The following is a 19,462-nucleotide window of genomic DNA, read 5'->3' as shown; positions in this document are numbered from 1 at the left end:
AGCCAGAGCAGGTAAGTAAGAAGAAAGGAGTGCGCCATGAAAACTTATCAGGGTAAATCCATACTGAAAGGAACTGCCATTGGAAAGATCCTTTACTATTCCAAGGAAGAGCAGATGGTGCAGAGAAAAAGCATAGAAGATCCGAAGGCGGAGCTGGAGCGCTACGAGGCGGCCAAAGCCCAGGCGGGAGAGCAGCTGAACGCTCTCTACGAGAAGGCATTAAAGGAAGTGGGCGAGCAGGGAGCTGCCATTTTTGAAGTGCATGGCATGATGCTGGAGGACGACGACTTCAACGACTCCATCAAAAATATGATCGAGGCCCAGAAGGTCAACGCGGAGTATGCGGTTGCCACCACCGGGGACAACTTCTCCATGATGTTTTCTCAGATGGAGGACGAGTACTTCAAGGCCAGGTCCGCTGATATCAAGGATATAGCGGAGCGGGTAGTGGGTATCCTCCAGGGAAGGCATGCGGCGGGAGACCTGGGCGACGAGCCCGTGATCCTGGCGGCAAAGGATCTGGCTCCCAGCGAGACTGTGCAGATGGACAAGTCCAAGCTCCTTGGATTTGTGACAGAGCTTGGCTCCGCCAACTCTCACACAGCCATCCTGGCCCGCACCATGAACATCCCGGCGCTGATTGGTATTCCGGTGGATGCGGATCTGGACGGGAAGATGGCTGTCATTGATGGCGTGAAGGGCGAGCTGATCGTGGATCCGGACGAGGAGACACTTGCTTATTATCAGAATAAGAAAGAGGAAGAGCAGAAGCAGAGAGAGCTTCTTCAGCAGTTAAAGGGAAAAGAAGATGTCACTCTGGATGGAAAGAAGATCCGTCTCTACGCTAATATAGGAAGCGTGGGCGACGTGGCCAGGGTCCTGGCCAACGATGCCGGCGGTATCGGTCTTTTCAGAAGTGAGTTCCTCTATCTTGAGAAGGACACCTTCCCGACAGAGGAGGAGCAGTTTCAGGCCTACCGCACAGTGGCGGAGACCATGGCAGGAAAGAAAGTGATCATCCGCACACTGGACATCGGTGCGGACAAGCAGGCAGACTACTTTCACCTTGCTCACGAGGAGAACCCGGCCATGGGGTACCGTGCTATCCGTATCTGCCTGGATCAGCCGGAGATCTTCAAGACACAGCTGCGGGCGCTTCTTCGCGCCAGCGCTTTCGGCAACATCGGCATCATGTTCCCCATGATTATCTCTGTGAAAGAGGTACAGCAGGCAAAACAGTATGTGGCTGAGATCAAGGCGGAGCTGGATGAGAAGGGCATCCCCTACGGAGATGTGGAGCTGGGCGTTATGATTGAGACGCCGGCGGCTGTCATCATCAGTGAGCAGCTTGCGAAGGAAGTGGATTTCTTCAGTATAGGGACTAACGATCTGACCCAGTATACACTGGCCATCGACAGGCAGAACGCAAAGCTCGACAATATTTACGACTCCCATCACCCGGCCGTGCTGGAGATGATCCGCATGACGGTGGAAAACGGCCATAAGGGCGGCTGCTGGGTAGGTATCTGCGGTGAGCTTGGCGCGGACATCACGCTGACGGAGACCTTCCTCAAGATGGGCGTGGACGAACTGTCCGTGACACCGGGAAGCGTGCTTCCCATCCGTGAGATTATCCGGAATACATCCGTGAAATAAAAAGTAAAAGCCACTGTAGGAAGGCAGGGGGTAAGAGAGGGCAGGAGAGCGTCTCCTGCTCTTTTTGATTTACAAAAAAACCGTCCGGAGAGGTGCGCAAAGGTTCTTTGCGTGACTTTTCTGCTGGAACCGGCTATGATGAAGATAAATGGACAGGCATTATGGAAGGGGGAGAAGGAGATGGCGGTCCGGACCAGGTTTGAGATGCCGGGCATCAGCCTGTTTATGAAATTTACAGGGTATCCTGTCCTGTTTCTGTGGGCTGGCAGTGCGGCGACTTCCTTGATTATGGCATTGACAGGGGGCACCGTCCCTTTTTCCGTCCGAAAAAATATTGTCCACAAGGCAGTTCTCGTGCCCTTTGCCGGCGGTCTGCTTTTTATGGCGCCTTTTTCTATCTCATTTATAGCGATAAAAATCTGGAGCTGGGCAGATGTTCTGCTGTACCCGGAAAAAACCATGCGCAGCTACGGCTTCAGTTTTGGCCCTGTGCTGAACCGGATCTATTTTGAAATGCAGGAATTTATCTTTGCATATTCTTCCGGCATATACATGTTATGCTTTGCAGCCGGCTGCGTACTATGGCTGACAAAACCAGAGAAGAAGAAAACCAGGCGGCCGTGGGGCGGGGCAGATCATTCAAATCTTCTGTCATAAAGCAGCGCGGCGATCAGCACGACGAAACAGGAACCCGCATTGTGCACCAGAGCCCCGGTGGTGGGTGTCAGCACTTCCATAAGGGACAGCACGATCGCCGCAAAGTTGATGCACATAGACAGGGTGATGCTGGCCTTGATGGTCCTGACCGTGGCATTGGACAGCCGTTTCAGGTACGGGATCTTTGAAATGTCGTCGCTCATCAGCGCAACTTCCGCAGCGTCGATGGCAATGTCGCTTCCCATGCTCCCCATGGCAACGCTCACGTCAGCCGTCTTAAGAGCAGGAGCGTCGTTGACGCCATCTCCGATCATGCAGACTTTGTGGCCTTCGGCCTGTAAGTCTTCGATGCTCTGCACCTTTTCTTCCGGCAGGAGCTCTGCCCGGACCTCGGAGATGCTGACTTGCCGCGCGAAATATTCGGCCGTTTTCTGATGGTCGCCGGTGAGTAAAACGGTGCGGGTGTGCATATCCGAGAGACGGGAAACCATGTCTTTCGCTTCCGGCCGCAGCACATCAGAAAGTGCGATGACACCAATACACTTTTTGCTTTCCGCGACGAGAACAGACGCTTTTCCCTGGGCGCGGAGCCGTGCCAAAGCGGATTGGATCCGGTTATCAATTGAAATACCGTTTTCCGTGAGGAACTTTTCGTTGCCGCAGAGCAGCCTGCGATTGTCCGCCTCTGCAAAAATCCCCTTGCCGGTCGTCATCCTGAAAGAGGCTGTTTCCGTCAATGGCACTTCTTTTGCCTTTGCATACGCCACGATCGCCTTCCCCAGCGGGTGTTCGCTTTTTGCTTCAGCGGAAGCGGCCAGAGAAAGCAGTTCGGTTTCGCTGAACGCTCCATCAAAGGAGATGACGTCGCTGACATCCAGGCGGCCGCAGGTCAGGGTACCGGTTTTATCGAAAGCAATTATATCTGTCTTTCCCATTTTTTCAAGGGCTTCTCCTGACTTGATGATCACGCCGTGCTTTGTCGCCTGCCCGATCGCCGCCATGATAGCGGTAGGCGTTGCCAGCACAAGGGCACAGGGGCAGAACACCACCAGAACGGTCACTGCGGTGACGATATTCCCGGTGGATACATAGGCGAGAACTGCGATGAGCAGGGCAACCGGCACCAGCCAGCTGGCTGCTTTGTCGGCGATCCTCTGCATGGGCGCCTGTTTGTTCTCCGCGTCCTGCACCATGCGGATCAGCTTTTGCAGGGAACTGTTCTTCCCTACTTTCGTTGCCAAAATGTCGATTGAACCAAAGAGGTTAATGGTACCGCAGAACACTTCCTCCCCCATGCCCTTGTCAACCGGCAGGGACTCTCCCGTCATAATGGACTGGTCGACCGAAGTTTCGCCGCTTATAATGGTGCCGTCAGCCGGAACCGTCTCACCGGGCAGGATGCGCAGGATATCGCCCTGCCGGATCTCCTCTGCGGGTATCATTTCTGATTTCCCGCCTGTGAGTCTGCGGCCTTTTGCCGGCGCAAGGCTGATCAGGTTTTTCAGGCCCTTTTTTGCCCGGTTTGTGGTGGCCTCTTCTAAAAGCGCGCCGATTGCCATGATAAACACGACTTCTCCCGCCGCAAATAAATCTCCGATCGCAATGGCGGCGGACATGGCAATACAGATCAAAAGGGCAGACGATATTTTGCTGATGCCGGGATTGTGGATGACCCGCCATATTGCCAGGTACAAAAGAGGGATACCGCTGATGACGACAGTGACCCACGCCGGGTCAAAGGGAAGAAAAGAAAGCGGTGCCGGAGAGCCGCCAAGCTCCTCCATTAAGTGCGGGACCAGGTCCAGCAGCAGGAATACGCCGGCCACGATCGTCATGGGAAGTCCGGCCAGAAAATCGTTGAATTTCTTTAGCATAATGCCCCTCCGATCCGCACGGCATTTCAAACAGGTTTGTTCTTGACGGTTGTTCGCAGCTGCCGTACAATAAATTTGATAACGAACACTTTGTTCGCTTTCATTGTAGGCAAGACACAGAGGGAATACAATGGATAAAATTGCTTCCATGTTTCGTATGGAACATTTTTGAAAAATTGTACGGAAGGAGCTATTATGGACAGACGGCAGCAAAAAACAAGGGCGGCTATTTTCACTGCCTTCAGCACGCTTTTAGCGAAAAAAAGCTATAGCAGGATCACGGTACAGGAAATCATAGACACTGCGAATGTAGGCCGGACAACCTTCTACGCTCACTTCGAGACAAAGGATGATCTGCTGAAGGCCTTATGTGAAAATCTCTTTGGACACATTATCAGCAGCGCGGTGGACTGTACTCACACGCACGGCCTGTACTCCGACAGAAGTGCGCCGGAGTCTGTGTTCTGCCATCTGCTGCAGCATCTGCAGGAGGATGAGAATAATATCCTCGAGCTGCTTTCCTGTGAAAGCAGCGAAGTTTTTCTGCGGTATTTCAAGGACAGTTTAAATGAATTGATAAAGAACCAGTTCGTCGTTCAGAACAGGAAAGTCAATATGGATATCCCGCAGGATTTTTTAGTCAATCACATCTCCGGCAGCTTTGTGGAAATGGTGCTTTGGTGGATAAGAGGGCGGATGAAGCAGACACCGGAGGAACTGGATCGGTATTTTCGGGCAGTCATCGAGCCTGTCCTGTAAGGCGCCATCAGATGGCCCGGGTCCACGCGGATTTACAAGTGATTTTCGGCATGCTAAAATGTAGAAAGGATGCGAAAAGTGTATGCGGCGGCATACTGGGGAAAGAAGTAAAAAGAGAGGGAGGAAGAGAATATGCATGAACTGACAAAACTGATCCGGGAGGACATGAAGCCGGCTCTTGGAGTGACGGAGCCGGGAGCCATTGCTTTTGCGGCGGCGAAGGCCCGAAGCTGTGTTCCGGGGGAGGTGAAGAGCATCAAGGTTTCCATGAACAGCGGCATGTACAAAAATGCTTTCACCTGCGGCATACCCGGCACCGACCAGGTGGGGAGCGCCTACGCGGCAGCACTTGGGACGGTAGCCGGAGACCCGGAGAAGGGGCTGGAGTGCCTGGCCTGCGTAACGGAGGAGGACAATGCGAAGGCCCGGGAGCTGATCCGGGAGGGAAAGGTAAAGACGGACCTTGACAGCATATCCAGCCGCATCTTTATTGAGGCCAGGGTGGAGACGGAGACGGGAACCGCTGCCGTGACCATACGGGACACCCACACCCATATCGTAAAGATTACTGTGAACGGAGAAACGGTCTTTGAGACGGCCAAAGAAGAAAGAGATGAGCAGGGAGACAGCGGCTTTGGCGGTGAAGAGCACACGATCCATAGATATACGCTGGCGGAGCTGGCATCTTATATAGAGACAGTGGATGCACAGGAGCTGGCATTTATCCGGGAGGCATATGAAGTCAACCTGCGCCTATTTAACCTGGGACTTGAGAGTTCTAAAACGACCTTTGCCCGCCACCTTCTGAAACTGAATGGAGGTAAGGTGATCTCCGATGATGAACAGGCTACCGCCTCCCTTCTGTGCAACGCGGCTATCGAGGCCAGGGTCATCGGGCTGGATGCACCTGCCATGAGCATCACTGGCTCCGGGGCCCACGGGATCATTGCCACCATGCCTCTTTACGCGGCGTACAAGGTGAATGACTACACGGAAGAGCAGCTTCTTAGGGCTACGGCGCTGAGCTACCTTGTGTGTATGTATATCAAAGAGTACTCGGGAAAACTGTCCGCTTTCTGCGGATGCGCCATAGCGGCCGGTTCTGGTATGGCCTGCGCCCTTGTGTGGCTGCGGGGCGGGTCTGTGGACGATATGACCCACACCCTCGACAACATGGCCAGCAGCATTACCGGCATGATCTGTGACGGTGGAAACCAGGGCTGCACCATGAAGGGGATCGCAGCGGTGGATGCGGCCTACAAGTCTGTGGAGTTCGCCATGAACGGCATCTATATAGCGGATGTACATGGTATAAACGGAAAGACGCCGGAGGAGACCATGCGCAATATGGGGCGGATCGCCTCGCCGGGAATGACCGGGACAGAGAAGACTATTGTGGAGATTTTTGACGCCAAGCAAAAGAAAAGAGGCGGAGATGTCTAACTGTGGATCTGCCCCTTTGTCTGTGAACGGCTCAGGGCGATGATGGCTCCGGTCGTGAGGAACAGGCCGGCCACGGAGAGAGCAGAAGGCGTCTCACGGAAAAACAAAAAGCCAAACAGCATAGCGGCGGCCGGTTCGCTTGCAGCCAGGATGGAGGCAATGCCCGCATCGATGCGGGAGATGGATGTTGTGTAGAAGATATAGGGCAGAGCGGAGGTCACAAGGGAGTGGAGCAGCATGAAAAAGGGCATGCCAATGCCTCCCTCTCTGAGTACCCGCCCGATGCAGCCGGGGTCCGTGCCCGGGATCAGAAGAAGGAGTGATGAGACCAGGCAGTAGAAGGTGATAGTGAGAGCGTGGTATCCTTTCCCCGCCGCGGCTTTGCTGAAAATACTGTACAGGGCGTAGAAGAAGGCGGAACCAATGCCGCAGAGGATGGCAAGGGGAGAGACAGAGGAAGAGGCCCCGCTCTCCAGCACTTCACTTACCAGGACACAGCCAAAGAGAGCAGCGGCCATGCAGAGTGTTTTCTGTATGGTCATTTTTTCGTGGAAAAGCAGGGCGGACAGAGAGACCACGAAAACGGGCGACATGGAGAGCAGAACGGAGGCCAGGGCCAGTGTGCCGTGCTTGATGGCTTCGTTGTAAGTCAGATTGATCCCGAACATTCCCAGAACGCCCCCGCCCAGGAAAATCCACAGGTCAGCTGGGTGAACCCTGAGAAGACTCCTGTCGTACACAAAGAGAAAAATGCCAAGGATAGCCACAGAGACGATGATCCTGGAAAAGAGCATGGTGAAATTATCCATGCCAAGGGCGTCAAAGGTGCGCACGAATATACCGCCGGATCCCCACATAATGCCTGAGAGGACCGGCATGAGAAGAATCAGTTTTTCTTTTACAGACGCCTTTGTATCCATAGTTCTATTCCCATCCTTTGTATCCTGCTGCTCCTTGCGAGCGCTGTTATTATCATAGCACCTGAGGGGAGGAGGCACAAGACAGAATATGCTGTTCCAAGCAGCCGAAAATAAGAGATTCCCGGTGTTCAGATTCCCTGTTTTCTGTTATAATAAAAACAAATCTTTGCCGGGAGGGAAGGAAGATGAGCGGACAGAAAAAGCCCCCTCTTTATAAGAGTTTTGGCTTTGCCTTTGAAGGCATTTTTGCCGTGGTAAAAAAAGAGAGAAACATGCAGATACACTGCTGTATGATGGTTCTTGTCATCCTTGCAGGGCTGTTTTTTCAGATTTCAGCGGTGGAATGGTGTATCTGTTTTGTGCTTTTTGGTCTCATCATGTCCCTGGAGCTGGTGAATACAGCCGTGGAGTCGGTGGTGGATCTGGTGACAGAGGAGCGTCGCCCTCTGGCAAAGCTGGCAAAAGACGCGGCGGCAGGAGCAGTTCTGATCGCCTCTATCATGGCGGCTGTGGCCGGGCTGATCATCTTTCTTCCGAAAGGATGGGAGTTCCTTGTGGGAGTGATGGGATAAACCGCGGAGAAAATGGTAACTTTACAGTAAGACAGATGTGTGAAGGGAGAGATTTCTATGGAAAACTTTGGAGATGGCATAAAAAAACTGCTGCTGGCAGGCATCGGAGCTGTGGCTGTGACGACGGAGAAGTCCAAAGAAGTGCTGGATGAGATGGTGAAAAAGGGCGAGCTGACGGTGGAGCAGGGAAAAGCTCTCAACGAAGAGTTAAAGCACAATATCAAGAAGACCATGAAAGATAAAGTCAATGTGTCTGTAAAGGCATCTACCCCGGAGGAGCTGGACGAGCTTCTGGACCGGATGTCCCCGGAACAGATTGAGGCTCTGAAAGAACGTATTCATGCCATGGAGTCTGAAGAAGCAAAGCCGGAGGAAGAAGGAGCCCATGAGTAGGCAGGAAGCTGCAGACCGGGAAGAGTATGCAAAAGGACAGGAAGGAGCCGGCGCCCAGGAACCGGGACAGTACAAGAGCCGTCTTAGGGAGATGACAGCGGTCCTTCATAAATATGAGATCACCAAGGGGCTGACGCCGGAGAAGCTGCGGATGATCCTGGAGGACTTAGGCCCCACCTTTATCAAGATCGGGCAGATCATGTCCATGCACTCAGACATTCTTCCAAAAAGGTACTGCGACGAGCTGATGAGACTCAGGTCAGACGTAAAGCCCATGCCTTTTTCGGAAGTCTCGGAAGTGCTGGAGGAGTCCTACGGCTGTTCCTGGGGAGCCATTTTCCGGGAGATCAATGAGAAACCGCTGGGGTCTGCCTCCATTGCCCAGGTGCACAAGGCTGTTTTGAAGGACGGTTCCCCGGTAGTCATCAAAGTACAGCGCAAGGGGATCTACGGCATCATGGCCAGGGATATCGCCCTTCTCAGGAAGGCTGTGCGCCTTCTCCCGCCGGTGAGCATCAAGGGCATGGTGGATCTGGATATGGTCCTGGGCGAACTGTGGGATGTGACCCGGGAGGAGATGAACTTTCTGACCGAGGCCGCCAACATGGAGGAGTTTGCCCGGAAAAATGAAGGGATTGCCTATGTCGGTTTTCCGGTACTCTACCAGGAGTACACAACCATTCATGTGCTTGTCATGGAGTATATCGATGGCTTTAATATTGATGATAAAGAGACGCTGCTGGCAAACGGCTACGATCTGAAAGAAGTCGGAAGCCGCCTGGCAGATCACTACATGAAGCAGGTCATGGAGGACGGCTTTTTCCATGCAGATCCCCACCCCGGCAACCTGCGGGTGAGAGACGGAAAGATCATCTGGATCGACATGGGGATGATGGGACGCCTCACTGAGAGGGACCGGGAGTATATTGCCCTGGCCGTCCGGGGTGTGGCGGTGAACGACGTGGGGCTTATACAGGAAGCAGTGATGGCTCTGGGAGAGTTTAAGAAGAACCCGGATCCAAGCCGTCTCTACGAGGATATCAGCAGTCTTCTGACAAAATACGGCACAGTGGACATGGGACAGATCGATGTGGCGGAGGTCATGATGGATCTCATGGAGGTCATGAAGGAGAACGGCATCATCATGCCCCACGGGCTCACCATGCTGGCCAGGGGACTGACCCACATGGAAGGGGTGCTGGCAGATATTGCTCCGGAGATCAACATGGTGGAGATCGCGGCAGGCCGGATCAAAGAGAACATCATCAGAAATTTCGACTGGAAGAAGGAGCTGAAAAGCGGCGGAAAGACGCTGTACCGGGCAGTGCAGAGAGCGCTGGACATTCCGGTACTTGTCTCGGATGCTGTGCAGGGCTATCTGAAGGGACAGACAAAGGTGAACCTGGATCTGCATGCTTCGCCGGAGCTTGCCAGGCTTTTGAGAAGGATGGTCCAGAATATTGTCATGGGCCTGTGGGTCATGGCGCTGCTCATAAGCTCCAGCATTATCTGCACAACGGATATGAAGCCGAAGATCTGGGGCATTCCCGCCCTGGGAGCGTTCGGGTATGTCATCGCCTTTGGCATTGTCATGTATGTATTTCTGAAACATCTGTTTTCAAAGAAATAAAGATATGTGAAAAAATCCTCTCCTTATCTAGGAGAGGATTTTGTGAATGACAGGGGAGAGCCTTCGTGCCGTCAGCGATGCCAGGACGCACAGGAGGAAATCTCCCGAAGCTGTCAGAATAAAACAGTTAAAGATCACCACGCTCCAGGGAACGGGGGTGCTGAGTATGTAATTGCTGACAAAGTAGTAATACAGATTACCGGACAGATACATGACCACAAAGCCTGCCATGGAGATGGCCAGGTAGGAAAGGATGTGTCTGGGATGAAAAATCTCCGTCAGCCAGCCTACCACGGCCGCTGTGAACAGAAAGCCCAGCAGAAAGCCGAAGGTGGGCCGCAGCAGATAGGAGGGGCCGCCTCCGGAGGCGAAGATGGGAACGCCGCAAAGTCCGATGAGGAGGTAGATCCCCACACTCAGACTGCCGTGTTTTCCTCCCAGAATAAACCCTGCCAGCAGGGCAAAATAAAACTGCAGGGTAAAATGCATGGGCAGAGGCTGTACAGGGATCGTGATCTGTATGAAAGCCCCGATGGCTACAAGGGCGGTGAAAAGACCGCAGAGAGTCAGTGTCTGTACTTTTTTGTCCGCTTTCGGGACAGAGTTTCCGTTGTTGTAATTCATCAATTTTATACACCTGCTCAGTAAAAATCCAATGGTTCCATGTGTGCAGCCTGTAGGAAAGCTGCATACTTTTTTATTATAGGAGGGGCCATTCTGATTGTCAAGAAAAGCAGCGCCGTCCTCAGACAGCACTGTTTTTCTTTTTTTCTTTCATGTTTGCCAGGGCCGTGATGAGAAAGGCCAGAACCGCAGCCACCAGCATACAGATCAGAAACTGGATCCCGTGCCCCTCATTTGCCATGGCAGGTGCTACCACAGAGGGGACGTAGGCTGTGCCCCGCACGTTGAAAAGTCCCACCAGGGCGCCGGATGCACAGGCGCTTATAAGAGCTCCGGCAAATACGATCCGGCTGGAGAACATAAAGGGGTAGGCGGCCTCCACAAACGTACCGAAGCCTACGTTTACAAGAAAGCCGGGGAGAGCTGCCGCTGCCTGCCCTTTGTCCCTGGGGAACAGCACATTTGCCAGGGTGATGCCGGCAGACACCATGACAAGCCCTGTCATGTCAATGGCTCCCAGGAAGCTGAAGCCTGCCTCCTCCATCTCCAGAAGAACGATGGGGAGGATGGCTGCATGGTATACGCCGCCGATGATGGCGGGCCAGATCAGCACGCCGGCCAGGGCTCCTGCCAGCACCGGATTGATGTCAATGGCGGCATTGATGACATCGCAGATCCGGTTCCCAAGCCACAGAGCCACCGGGGAGATAAGGTACATGCCGATGAGTCCCGCTGCCAGACCTCCCAGGCCCCCTGCGGCGATGTTGGCCGTTGTTCCCGGAATGTTGTGGCGGAAACAGAAGATACTGATATAGTAGGAGAAGACGCCGGCCACGATACCGACAACAAGGCCTCCTATGATGCCGCCGTCCACAGCCAGTACGCCGGAGACGATACCAGCTACCACGCCCACTTCATCCAGGCCGGACACCTGCTTTGCCGCAATGGCACAGATGACTACGGGGATGGCAGCCACCAGGGTGTCAAAGACACTGGAAAGGTCGGTGAAAACGGGGATCCGGCTGATGGCAAGACAGATGGCCATGGCGATGAAGGCCGGCAGGCTTGTCATCATAATGCCGCGAAAGTTGATCCGCTTCCATATATTGGCCTGGAGATTTTCTGCCGCCTGCGCCCCTGTCTTTCCGATGACCGGGCGGTAGCGGACGCCCCACTCTTTGGCAAAGGCGGTGGTGAAAGCCACGGCCCTTGTGCGGTTTGTGGTTCCGGTGGTGCCGGAGGCAGAGAGAACTTTCCCGCCCATGTTCTGTACCTTTGCCACAGAGCTGCCGCCGGTGCCTGCCAGGGGAAGCCCCTCCTCTATGGCAGCCTCAAAAGCCAGGTGGTTGATCTTTTCCGGCTCTGCGCTGACGAACATGACACCGTCGATCTGTCCGGCCCGGATCTGCTCTGCAATCTGTGCGTCCACTGCAAGGGCTGCCTCATTGATCCGGGAGAGTGTACCTTCCTTCTCCAGGTACAGGTTGCCGTCCCTCCATGTATACAGCTTGGCGGGGCTGTCCGGAGACGCTGTGTCCAGGCTGGCGGACGCCAGTATGTACTGGACGGCTGCCAGTTCCATCTCCGCTGCGCGGGCCTGCAGGAGGATCTCCTTCATCATACCCTGGATGTCGCTGCCGCCCTGTTTGAAAAGATTGCCTCCGCTGCTTCCTATAAATGCAATTTTTTTCATACACTTTTCTCCTCTACTACTTTATCATGATAAAACACTAACAACTTAAACAGTATAACATAGTGAATGAAAGGACGCAAGACTTTATCGTGTGTCCAGGATACTCTGGACAGGTCGGAACTGAAGATAGTATAATGGAAAACAGTAAGAAAGACAGAAGAAAGAGAAGCAAAGGAGGCAGAAGGAAGCATGACAGGTTCTGAGAGAAGAGCGGACATTGTCCGCCAGATCAAGGAGGCCCGCAGGCCGGTTCCGGCAAAGAGCCTGGCAGAGCTCTATCATGTGAGCCGGCAGGTTATTGTACAGGACGTTGCACTGATCCGGGCGTCCGGCTATGACATCATTTCCACCAACCGGGGGTATATACTGACCGGGCCGGAGAGTGTCAGCCGGGTGTTCAAGGTGAACCACACGGATGAGCAGCTTGGTGAAGAACTGTGCGCCATTGTGGACCTGGGAGGAAACGTGGAAAATGTCATGGTAAATCACAGAGTTTACGGACATATGGAAGCGGAGCTGCATATCAATTCCAGAAGAAGAGTAACAGAATTTCTGAATGACATTGAAAGAGGAAAATCCAGTCCTCTTAAAAATATTACATCTAATTATCACTATCATAAAGTTACGGCGGACAGCGAGAAGACGCTGGATATGATAGAGGAAGAATTAAGGAAAAGAGGATTTCTTGTAGAACAAAAGGAAGATACAGGAGAGAACAATGACGAGACTTAGCACGCTCTGTTACATTGAGCAGGATGGAAAGTATCTGATGCTTCACCGAACGGTGAAGAAAAATGATGTAAATAAAGACAAGTGGATCGGTGTGGGCGGCCATTTTGAGGAGAAGGAAAGTCCCGAGGAATGTCTCCTGCGGGAAGTGTGGGAGGAGACAGGCTATACGCTCACCTCCTGGCAGTACAGGGGGATCGTTACCTTTGTCTATGGTGAGGACACCGTTGAGTACATGTCCCTCTACACGGCGGACGGATTTACAGGGGAGGCTCATCCCTGCGACGAAGGACAGCTTGAATGGGTGGATAAGGAGGAGGTGCTCCGTCTCAATATCTGGGAGGGAGATAAGATCTTCTTCCGTCTTCTGAATGAGGGATGGCCTTTCTTTTCCTTGAAGCTGGTCTACGACAAAAGCGACACGCTTCTTGAGGCGGCTCTGGACGGAGAACCCCTGGAACTTTTCGATATCTTAAATGAAGACGGGACGAAAACCGGCCTTGTCAGGGAGAGGGGAGTGGCTCACCTGGAGGGGAGTCTGCATCCTACCTCCCACGTCTGGATCGTCCGGGAAAATGACCGAAGTGGTTGGGATCTGCTGCTTCAGAAAAGAAGCGCCTGCAAGGACTCCAATCCCGGGTGCTGGGATATTTCCTCCGCAGGACATGTGGAGGCCGGGAATGACTATCTCCCTGCTGCCCTCAGGGAACTTTCCGAGGAGATAGGCATCCGTGCCCGGGCGGAAGAGCTGCACTTTGTGGGTATGCGGCGCGCACGGTTTGAGGATGTCTTTTACGGCAGGCCTTTCCGGGACAATGAACTGAGCGCCATCTACATTTACCGGGAACCGGTGGACGAGAAGGCCCTCACGCTGCAGGCCTCGGAGGTGGAAGAGGTGCGGTGGATGGACTTCAAAGAGTGCTGGCGGCAGGTGGAAGAGGGAACCCTGCCAAACTGCATGTATCTGGATGAGCTGAAAATGGTGGGCGACTGCCTTTTTAACAGAGGAAAGGAGAAGTAAGAAGATGACAGGACAGGAAGACATCAGGATCCGGCTGGAAAATGAAATGCTGGAGGCACAGATCGGCCTGCACGGAGCAGAGCTGAAATCTTTAAAGAAAAAAGCGAAAGGCACAGAATATATGTGGTGCGCAGATCCCGCTTACTGGGGAAGGACATCCCCCGTTCTTTTTCCCTTTATAGGCAAGGTGCGGGATCAGAAATACAGGATCGGTGATACGGAATATCCAATGGGACAGCACGGCTTTGCCCGGGACAAAGATTTTGTTCTGGCGAGTGTGTCACAAAAGGAGGCCTGGTTTGTCCTGGAGGATGATGAGGAGACGAGAAGCGTGTATCCGTTTCCTTTCCGTCTGGAGATCGGATACCGTTTGGATGAAAAGGAGATCTGCGTGATGTGGCGGATCACAAATACCGGAGACAGTGACATGTATTTTTCCATCGGAGGGCATCCGGCCTTCTGCTGTCCTCTGCGAGCGTGGGAAAAACAGACGGACTACAGCCTGTGCATCCGGGACAGAGAGGGCAAAAAGATGGGATCCTTTGTCAACCGGGTATTCGGGCAGAACGGACTTGCCACGGAGCAGGAAGTTACATATGAGCTGAAGGACGGACTTCTTCCAATCGAAGAACACCTTTTTGACGGGGATGCGCTGATCCTGGAAAACGGACAGGCCGGCAGCGTCTCTTTTGTGGACCCGAAGGGAAGAGAATATCTGTCCCTGTCCTTTGACGCGCCCCTTGTGGGCCTTTGGTCCCCGCCGAAAAAGCAGGCTCCCTTTGTCTGCATCGAGCCCTGGTACGGCAGATGCGACAGAGAGGGCTTTGACGGGGAGCTGAAGGACAGGGAGTGGGAGAACAGCCTGGAGCCGGGAAAGGCCTTTGAGGCGGCGTACCGTATCAGAATTGCATAACAGGAAGACCCCTGCAGGAGCATGGATGCCCGCAGGGGTCTTCGTTTGTCTTACTTTTCTTCGTTGAAAGAGAGGATGTAGCAGTAGTTATGGTTATAGTCTGGCGCGTCAGCATCAGACCATTCGTCCTCTTCCAGGCTGTACTCCCGGGTGTCCTCCTGCACCCTGGCCTCGATGTCCGCCGGGGCGTCTGGGATGGTCTCACCCTTCTCGTAGAGAGGCAGGATTCGACCTCCTTTTCCCACAAAATAGACGCCGTCGGAGGTCTGGCGCGTCAGTTTTTCCTCCGCTGTCACAGGATCTTCCCGGTAGTAGGAGAGCTCTTCCGGCACAAGGAAGTAGAAGGAAGAAGAGTAGCCCTCTGCTTTGGTGAAATCCGACCAGTACCGCTGCAGGGAGATCCCGTTGGTATTACCTCCGAATGCGGAGAAATCCACTTGGGGGCTGCCTTCATCCTTCACCACATACTGGCGGTCAAAGGCGGAAATGTAGGAGTCCACGGTGAAGGAGCAGTAGATGGCGCCGTTTTCCAGCCGGTATACATCCTGGACCTTCACGTCATCCACGGGGATCCTTTTGTCCAGAAATGGCACAGCCTCCGTCACTTTCTCCCTGGCAGAGACGATAAAAGGAGCGGAAGAGGTGCAGAGCGTGTACAGGGTAAGCAGGATCACAGCAGCCACGCCGCCGATGATGAGCTGCCGGAATGTCAGCTTCCGGGATGCTTTTTTAAAAAAGTCCCAGTCCGCCTTTGAGGGATCCCCCGCCTCCTCAGGGGGGACGATCTCTGGCAGCTCTGTATTCATCTGCTCATAGTATTCCTGGCAGTCCTGGCAGACGGAGAGATGATCTTCCACCATGTCTTTGCTGGCATCGCTGCACACATTGTCTTTGTAGAGGGGCAGCAGATCCCGTATGATGTCGCAGGAAATTTTCATAATAAGCACATCCTTTCTGTTTATTTAAGGCAGGCTGCCATCCGGCAGCTCTTTTAAAATCTTCATTCTTGCCCTGTGGTAGGTGACCCTGGCCCAGCTTTCCTGTTTCCCGAAAATGTCTCCGATCTCCCGGAAACTGAGTTCCCCCAGCGTCCGCAGGATAAAGACCTCCTTGTAGGGCTCATCCAGACAGTGGAGGATCCGGTAGATGGAGAGGGCATCCTCTTTCTGGATACAGGTCTCGGCCACGTCCGAGGAGGGGGACTGCCGGGAAGCAAGGCTTTCTTCCACATCGCTTTCCGGCAGCAGGCGCCGGTTTTTCCGGAGCTGGTCCAGATAGAGATTTCTGGCGATCTGGCACAGCCAGGATGTGACGGAGCAGTTGCCTCTAAAATGCCGGATCTCTTTTAAGGCCCGGAAAAAGGTTTCCTGGGTCACTTCCTCTGCCGTGTGGGGATCCCTGCTCATGGAGAGGACGAACAGATACACATCCTTGAAAAATCGCTGATAAAGTTCTTCAAAATCCGCTTTCACTGTGCCGTCACCTCCCCTCTTTGTCTGTTAGACGTACAAGACCCTACTTTTGTTACAGATTTCTGGAAAAAAGTTTTCTTTTTTTACAGGAACCGTCATATATGGTATGATAGCGGCAGCATAGTATTTTGTCTACAGTGAGATGCGGAAAGAAAGTGACAGTGAAGAAAGGAGGATGACAGGGTGAAGATCGGGATCATAGAAGATGACCAGCTCCTGGGACAGGCACTGGAGATTTTCCTTGAAAAAGAGGGATTTGAGGCAGTCAGAGCCCGCTCCTGCCGGGAGGCTTTGCAGACGGTGGACCCTGGCGTGTCGCTCCTCCTTGTGGACATTACCCTTCCCGACGGGGACGGGATCAGCCTGTACCGGGAGATGCAAAAAAGAGGACATATCCCGGCTATTTTCCTCACTGCACGGGACGAGGAGGACGACATGCTGGCAGCTTTTGACGCGGGGGCGGACGATTATGTGGTAAAGCCGTTCCCTATGAAGGTGCTGTTAAAGAGGATCCGCGCTGTCCTTAGGCGGACAGCCGGACAGGATACCCTGACATTCCGTGACCTTACGCTCTGCCCGGAGAAGAAGGAAGTGTACCTGGCCGGGGAGAAGGTTGCCCTTACGCCCAGGGAGTACAGGCTCCTGGAACTTTTTATGAGAAATAAGGGGAGAGTGCTGGAAAAGGAGAGTATCCTGGAGCAGATCTGGGATATGGACGGACAGTTTGTGGGAGAGGGGACAGTAAGTGTTACTGTGAACCGGCTCCGCAGAAAGATTGATACACGGCCGGGGCAGGAAAGCTATATTACCAATGTCTTTGGCTTTGGCTACCGTTTCGGGGAGTAAAAGGGAGGCGGTTTTTATGTGGCTGTGGATGGCAGCAGGAGCAGTCATCGGAGCAGGAGGCACCCTGCCTCTTGTTCTGTATATACAGAGAAAAAGGAGAGCGGCAGAGCTGGAAGCCCTGTCCGGCCTTATCAAAGATGTGCTGGATGAAAAGGAGATACAGGAGACAGGGGCGGGGGAGGAGACGCTGTACGCCCGCATGGAGCATATGCTTGTGCGGATCCAGCGCATGTCCCGGGGGCGGCAGCAGGAACTCGAGGAGAGCCGCAGCCGGATCCAGAAGCTGATCACGGAGATCGCACACCAGATGCGCACCCCGCTGGCAAACGCAGGGACTTATCTGGAACTTCTGGAGGGGGAGCTTTCGGACAGGAAACTTCCGGCAGACTCTCCGGCCCCGTTCTACCTGGATGCAGTCCGCACTTCCCAGGAAAAATTGCAGTTTCTCACAGAGGAATTTATTAAGATGTCCCGGCTGGAAAACCGGATGATCCGTATACGAAAAGAAGAGACGGATATTGGAGGGACACTGGAGTGCGCTCTTGACCGGCTGCATATAGCGGCAAAGAAAAAGGAACTTACAATCTGTGCGCAGATACCGGAGGGCCTGTCCTGTCCCCATGACCCGGGCTGGCTGGGGGAGGCTCTGTGGAATGTGCTGGACAACAGTGTGAAGTACAGCCATGAAAAAGGAAGGATCTGGGTGGAAGTCTCCTTAAGTGAGATGTATCTGACCATCCAGGTGGCGGACGAAGGGATCGGCATGGAAGAGGGGGAGGAAACCCTGGTGTTCCAGCGGTTTTACAGAGGCAGACGGACAACCTCTTTTGAAGGCTTTGGTATCGGCCTTTATCTGGCCAGGGAAATCATCCTGCAGCATGACGGTTTTATGACTATCCGGCGCAGGGAACCTGGAGTGGAGGTGAAGATCTGCCTTCCAGTTGTATAAATAAGTTGACAATAAATGTTTCCATAATCTATAATGAATTACATAAATAGTAAACATATGAAGAGGAGGAAAGCCTATGTCATCGTTTTATGAAGAACTGGAAAAAAGAGGAGAAGAGCTGGGAATGGCCCGGGAGGAGATGGCTCTTTACGCGGCAAAAAGGCAGGGGGAGTTTACGGTGGAGGATTACCGCAGGCTTCCGGACGAGGTGAGGGCTGAGCTCATAGACGGGGAGCTGATCTATATGGAGGCGCCCGGCTACACGCACCAGGAGCTGATTATGGAACTGTCTGTTGAGCTTGTGAATTATATCAGAGCTAACAAAGGATCCTGCCGGGTCGTCCAGTTCCCTCTGGATGTACAGCTTGACTGTGACGACAGGACCATGGTGCAGCCGGATCTGTGTATAGAGATCCTGTCCCCCTCCACCAGAAAGAAAGACTGTACGTTGAAGGTGCAGAAATATATGAACGCCGGAGTCCGGGAATACTGGATCGTGGATCCGGACAAGAAGGCAGTCATTACCTATCGGTTCGAGGGGGAGGATATTCCCGGCATTTCCATGTACACTTTTCAAGATAAAGTGCCTGTGGGAATTTTCGAGGGCAGCCTTGAGATCGATTTCCAGGAAATCTTAGGGAGACTTCGCTTTTGTTAGGAGATTGTAAGATTTGTCCTCTATACTGAAAACAGAATACGGCGGCAGGAGTGTGTGTCCGCTCCTGCCGCCTTTTGCAGTATGACGGGCATGCCGTCAGTCTGTGGTGAAAGTCCACAAGGGGCGTAGTTGCCGACGAACCCCAGAGCGACTCCCAAGGTTTGTATCGTGAGGTACAGGCGAGAAGAAGGGATAGCGAAATCGTAGCCTGACGGACAGAAACCTGATATAAGGCGTACATGGCGGATAAGCTGCCCGCAGACAGCGAAGTCCAAAAGGCAATCGTAACCCATGTGCGTAGATCAGGCAGGTAGACGAGGAAAGACTGGCAGGCTTATCCCGTGAGGTCTCACAGGCGGGGAAATCTCACCGTAGTAACAACGAACTGTGAGAAGTCAGCAGAAGCCGTAGTAGGCAGAGCCTTGAGATAGGCGTTGCTGAAGGGCTGAACAATGTAACCGTGTAATCAAATGTATGCTCCATGGAATACCTGACAGCAGAAAGGGCGAAACGTAAATGAGCAGGTACTGCACAACTTATGGCGAATCCATGGAAACGGAAAGGAGAAAAGCACACAAGGCAATGTCAGAACTGTTGGAAAAGATATTGTCCAAAGACAACATGAACGCCGCATACAAAAGAGTCTGCGCCAA

General features: G+C 53.3%; 19 protein-coding genes. 13 read left to right on the top strand and 6 right to left on the bottom strand.

The features are described 5' to 3' along the window. Window positions 1-36: 36 nt before the first annotated feature. Both ptsP and INF30_RS09655 read left to right on the top strand, forming a co-directional pair. Window positions 37-1,656, top strand: coding sequence for a phosphoenolpyruvate--protein phosphotransferase (ptsP, locus tag INF30_RS09660; protein WP_226395042.1), 1,620 nt, complete (start codon window positions 37-39; stop codon window positions 1,654-1,656). A gap of 135 nt (window positions 1,657-1,791) precedes the next feature. Continuing rightward, complete coding sequence (locus INF30_RS09655) at window positions 1,792-2,313, top strand: hypothetical protein (protein WP_226395041.1); 522 nt, start codon at window positions 1,792-1,794, stop codon at window positions 2,311-2,313. Here the strand turns inward: INF30_RS09655 and INF30_RS09650 are convergent. Further along, on the bottom strand, window positions 2,292-4,187 hold the full coding sequence (locus tag INF30_RS09650; protein ID WP_226395040.1) for a heavy metal translocating P-type ATPase: 1,896 nt from the start codon (window positions 4,185-4,187) through the stop codon (window positions 2,292-2,294). The genes INF30_RS09655 and INF30_RS09650 overlap by 22 nt on opposite strands. Before the next feature lie 195 nt (window positions 4,188-4,382). Here INF30_RS09650 and INF30_RS09645 point away from each other — a divergent pair, with 195 nt between their 5' ends. Further along, window positions 4,383-4,946 (top strand): TetR/AcrR family transcriptional regulator, encoded by a 564-nt coding sequence (locus tag INF30_RS09645; protein ID WP_076778241.1) that lies wholly within the window; start codon window positions 4,383-4,385, stop codon window positions 4,944-4,946. A gap of 132 nt (window positions 4,947-5,078) precedes the next feature. Then, complete coding sequence (locus tag INF30_RS09640; RefSeq protein WP_226395039.1) at window positions 5,079-6,389, top strand: L-cysteine desulfidase family protein; 1,311 nt, start codon at window positions 5,079-5,081, stop codon at window positions 6,387-6,389. Here INF30_RS09640 and INF30_RS09635 read toward each other — a convergent pair. After that, on the bottom strand, window positions 6,386-7,309 hold the full coding sequence (locus tag INF30_RS09635; RefSeq protein WP_226395038.1) for a DMT family transporter: 924 nt from the start codon (window positions 7,307-7,309) through the stop codon (window positions 6,386-6,388). The two genes, INF30_RS09640 and INF30_RS09635, sit on opposite strands and share 4 nt — an antisense overlap. A 185-nt stretch (window positions 7,310-7,494) precedes the next feature. Here INF30_RS09635 and INF30_RS09630 point away from each other — a divergent pair, with 185 nt between their 5' ends. The 3 genes from INF30_RS09630 to INF30_RS09620 all read left to right on the top strand — a co-directional run bounded on the left by INF30_RS09630 (window position 7,495) and on the right by INF30_RS09620 (window position 9,904). Further along, complete coding sequence (locus tag INF30_RS09630) at window positions 7,495-7,881, top strand: diacylglycerol kinase family protein (protein ID WP_226395037.1); 387 nt, start codon at window positions 7,495-7,497, stop codon at window positions 7,879-7,881. Window positions 7,882-7,938: 57 nt separating this feature from the next. After that, window positions 7,939-8,274 carry a phasin family protein gene (locus INF30_RS09625; protein WP_076778235.1) on the top strand — a complete coding sequence of 112 codons (336 nt, stop codon included), beginning with the start codon at window positions 7,939-7,941 and terminating at the stop codon, window positions 8,272-8,274. A 91-nt stretch (window positions 8,275-8,365) separates the two neighbouring features. Then, the gene (locus INF30_RS09620) at window positions 8,366-9,904 is read left to right on the top strand and encodes an ABC1 kinase family protein (RefSeq protein WP_076780947.1); all 1,539 of its coding nucleotides are present in this window, start codon (window positions 8,366-8,368) and stop codon (window positions 9,902-9,904) included. A gap of 27 nt (window positions 9,905-9,931) precedes the next feature. Here the strand turns inward: INF30_RS09620 and INF30_RS09615 are convergent, their stop codons facing one another. Together INF30_RS09615 and INF30_RS09610 are read right to left on the bottom strand one after the other, a co-directional pair. Then, on the bottom strand, window positions 9,932-10,528 hold the full coding sequence (locus tag INF30_RS09615) for a biotin transporter BioY (protein ID WP_076780945.1): 597 nt from the start codon (window positions 10,526-10,528) through the stop codon (window positions 9,932-9,934). A gap of 121 nt (window positions 10,529-10,649) precedes the next feature. Further along, window positions 10,650-12,221 carry a PTS sugar transporter gene (locus INF30_RS09610; RefSeq protein WP_226395036.1) on the bottom strand — a complete coding sequence of 524 codons (1,572 nt, stop codon included), beginning with the start codon at window positions 12,219-12,221 and terminating at the stop codon, window positions 10,650-10,652. A 189-nt stretch (window positions 12,222-12,410) separates the two neighbouring features. Here INF30_RS09610 and INF30_RS09605 point away from each other — a divergent pair, with 189 nt between their 5' ends. The 3 genes from INF30_RS09605 to INF30_RS09595 are packed head-to-tail and all read left to right on the top strand — an operon-like array spanning window position 12,411 to window position 14,884. Continuing rightward, on the top strand, window positions 12,411-12,953 hold the full coding sequence (locus INF30_RS09605) for a transcription repressor NadR (protein WP_076778230.1): 543 nt from the start codon (window positions 12,411-12,413) through the stop codon (window positions 12,951-12,953). Continuing rightward, window positions 12,940-13,971 carry an NUDIX domain-containing protein gene (locus INF30_RS09600; RefSeq protein ID WP_226395035.1) on the top strand — a complete coding sequence of 344 codons (1,032 nt, stop codon included), beginning with the start codon at window positions 12,940-12,942 and terminating at the stop codon, window positions 13,969-13,971. The genes INF30_RS09605 and INF30_RS09600 overlap by 14 nt, the downstream gene beginning before the upstream one ends. Before the next feature lie 4 nt (window positions 13,972-13,975). Next, on the top strand, window positions 13,976-14,884 hold the full coding sequence (locus tag INF30_RS09595) for an aldose 1-epimerase family protein (protein WP_226395034.1): 909 nt from the start codon (window positions 13,976-13,978) through the stop codon (window positions 14,882-14,884). Between the two features lie 50 nt (window positions 14,885-14,934). On the opposite strand, the gene INF30_RS09590 is transcribed toward INF30_RS09595, so the two are convergent. Beyond that, window positions 14,935-15,822 carry a zf-HC2 domain-containing protein gene (locus tag INF30_RS09590; RefSeq protein WP_226395033.1) on the bottom strand — a complete coding sequence of 296 codons (888 nt, stop codon included), beginning with the start codon at window positions 15,820-15,822 and terminating at the stop codon, window positions 14,935-14,937. Between the two features lie 24 nt (window positions 15,823-15,846). Beyond that, window positions 15,847-16,356, bottom strand: coding sequence for an RNA polymerase sigma factor (locus INF30_RS09585; RefSeq protein WP_226395032.1), 510 nt, complete (start codon window positions 16,354-16,356; stop codon window positions 15,847-15,849). Window positions 16,357-16,539: 183 nt separating this feature from the next. On the opposite strand from INF30_RS09585, the gene INF30_RS09580 reads away from it, so the two are divergent. The 3 genes from INF30_RS09580 (at window position 16,540) to INF30_RS09570 (ending at window position 18,809) form a co-directional block, all read left to right on the top strand. Further along, a complete protein-coding gene (locus tag INF30_RS09580) occupies window positions 16,540-17,202 on the top strand; it encodes a response regulator transcription factor (RefSeq protein WP_226395031.1) in 663 nt (220 codons plus the stop codon). Between the two features lie 16 nt (window positions 17,203-17,218). Next, entirely contained in the window at window positions 17,219-18,151 is a 933-nt protein-coding gene (locus tag INF30_RS09575) for a sensor histidine kinase (protein ID WP_226395030.1), read from the top strand. A 76-nt stretch (window positions 18,152-18,227) separates the two neighbouring features. After that, a complete protein-coding gene (locus INF30_RS09570) occupies window positions 18,228-18,809 on the top strand; it encodes a Uma2 family endonuclease (protein WP_226395029.1) in 582 nt (193 codons plus the stop codon). Window positions 18,810-19,462: the final 653 nt, after the last annotated feature.

Source organism: Claveliimonas monacensis (assembly GCF_014982975.1).
Lineage (GTDB): Bacteria > Bacillota > Clostridia > Lachnospirales > Lachnospiraceae > Claveliimonas > Claveliimonas monacensis.
Note: the sequence above shows the minus strand (reverse complement) of the source record. Positions and strands in the feature narration are given on the sequence as shown.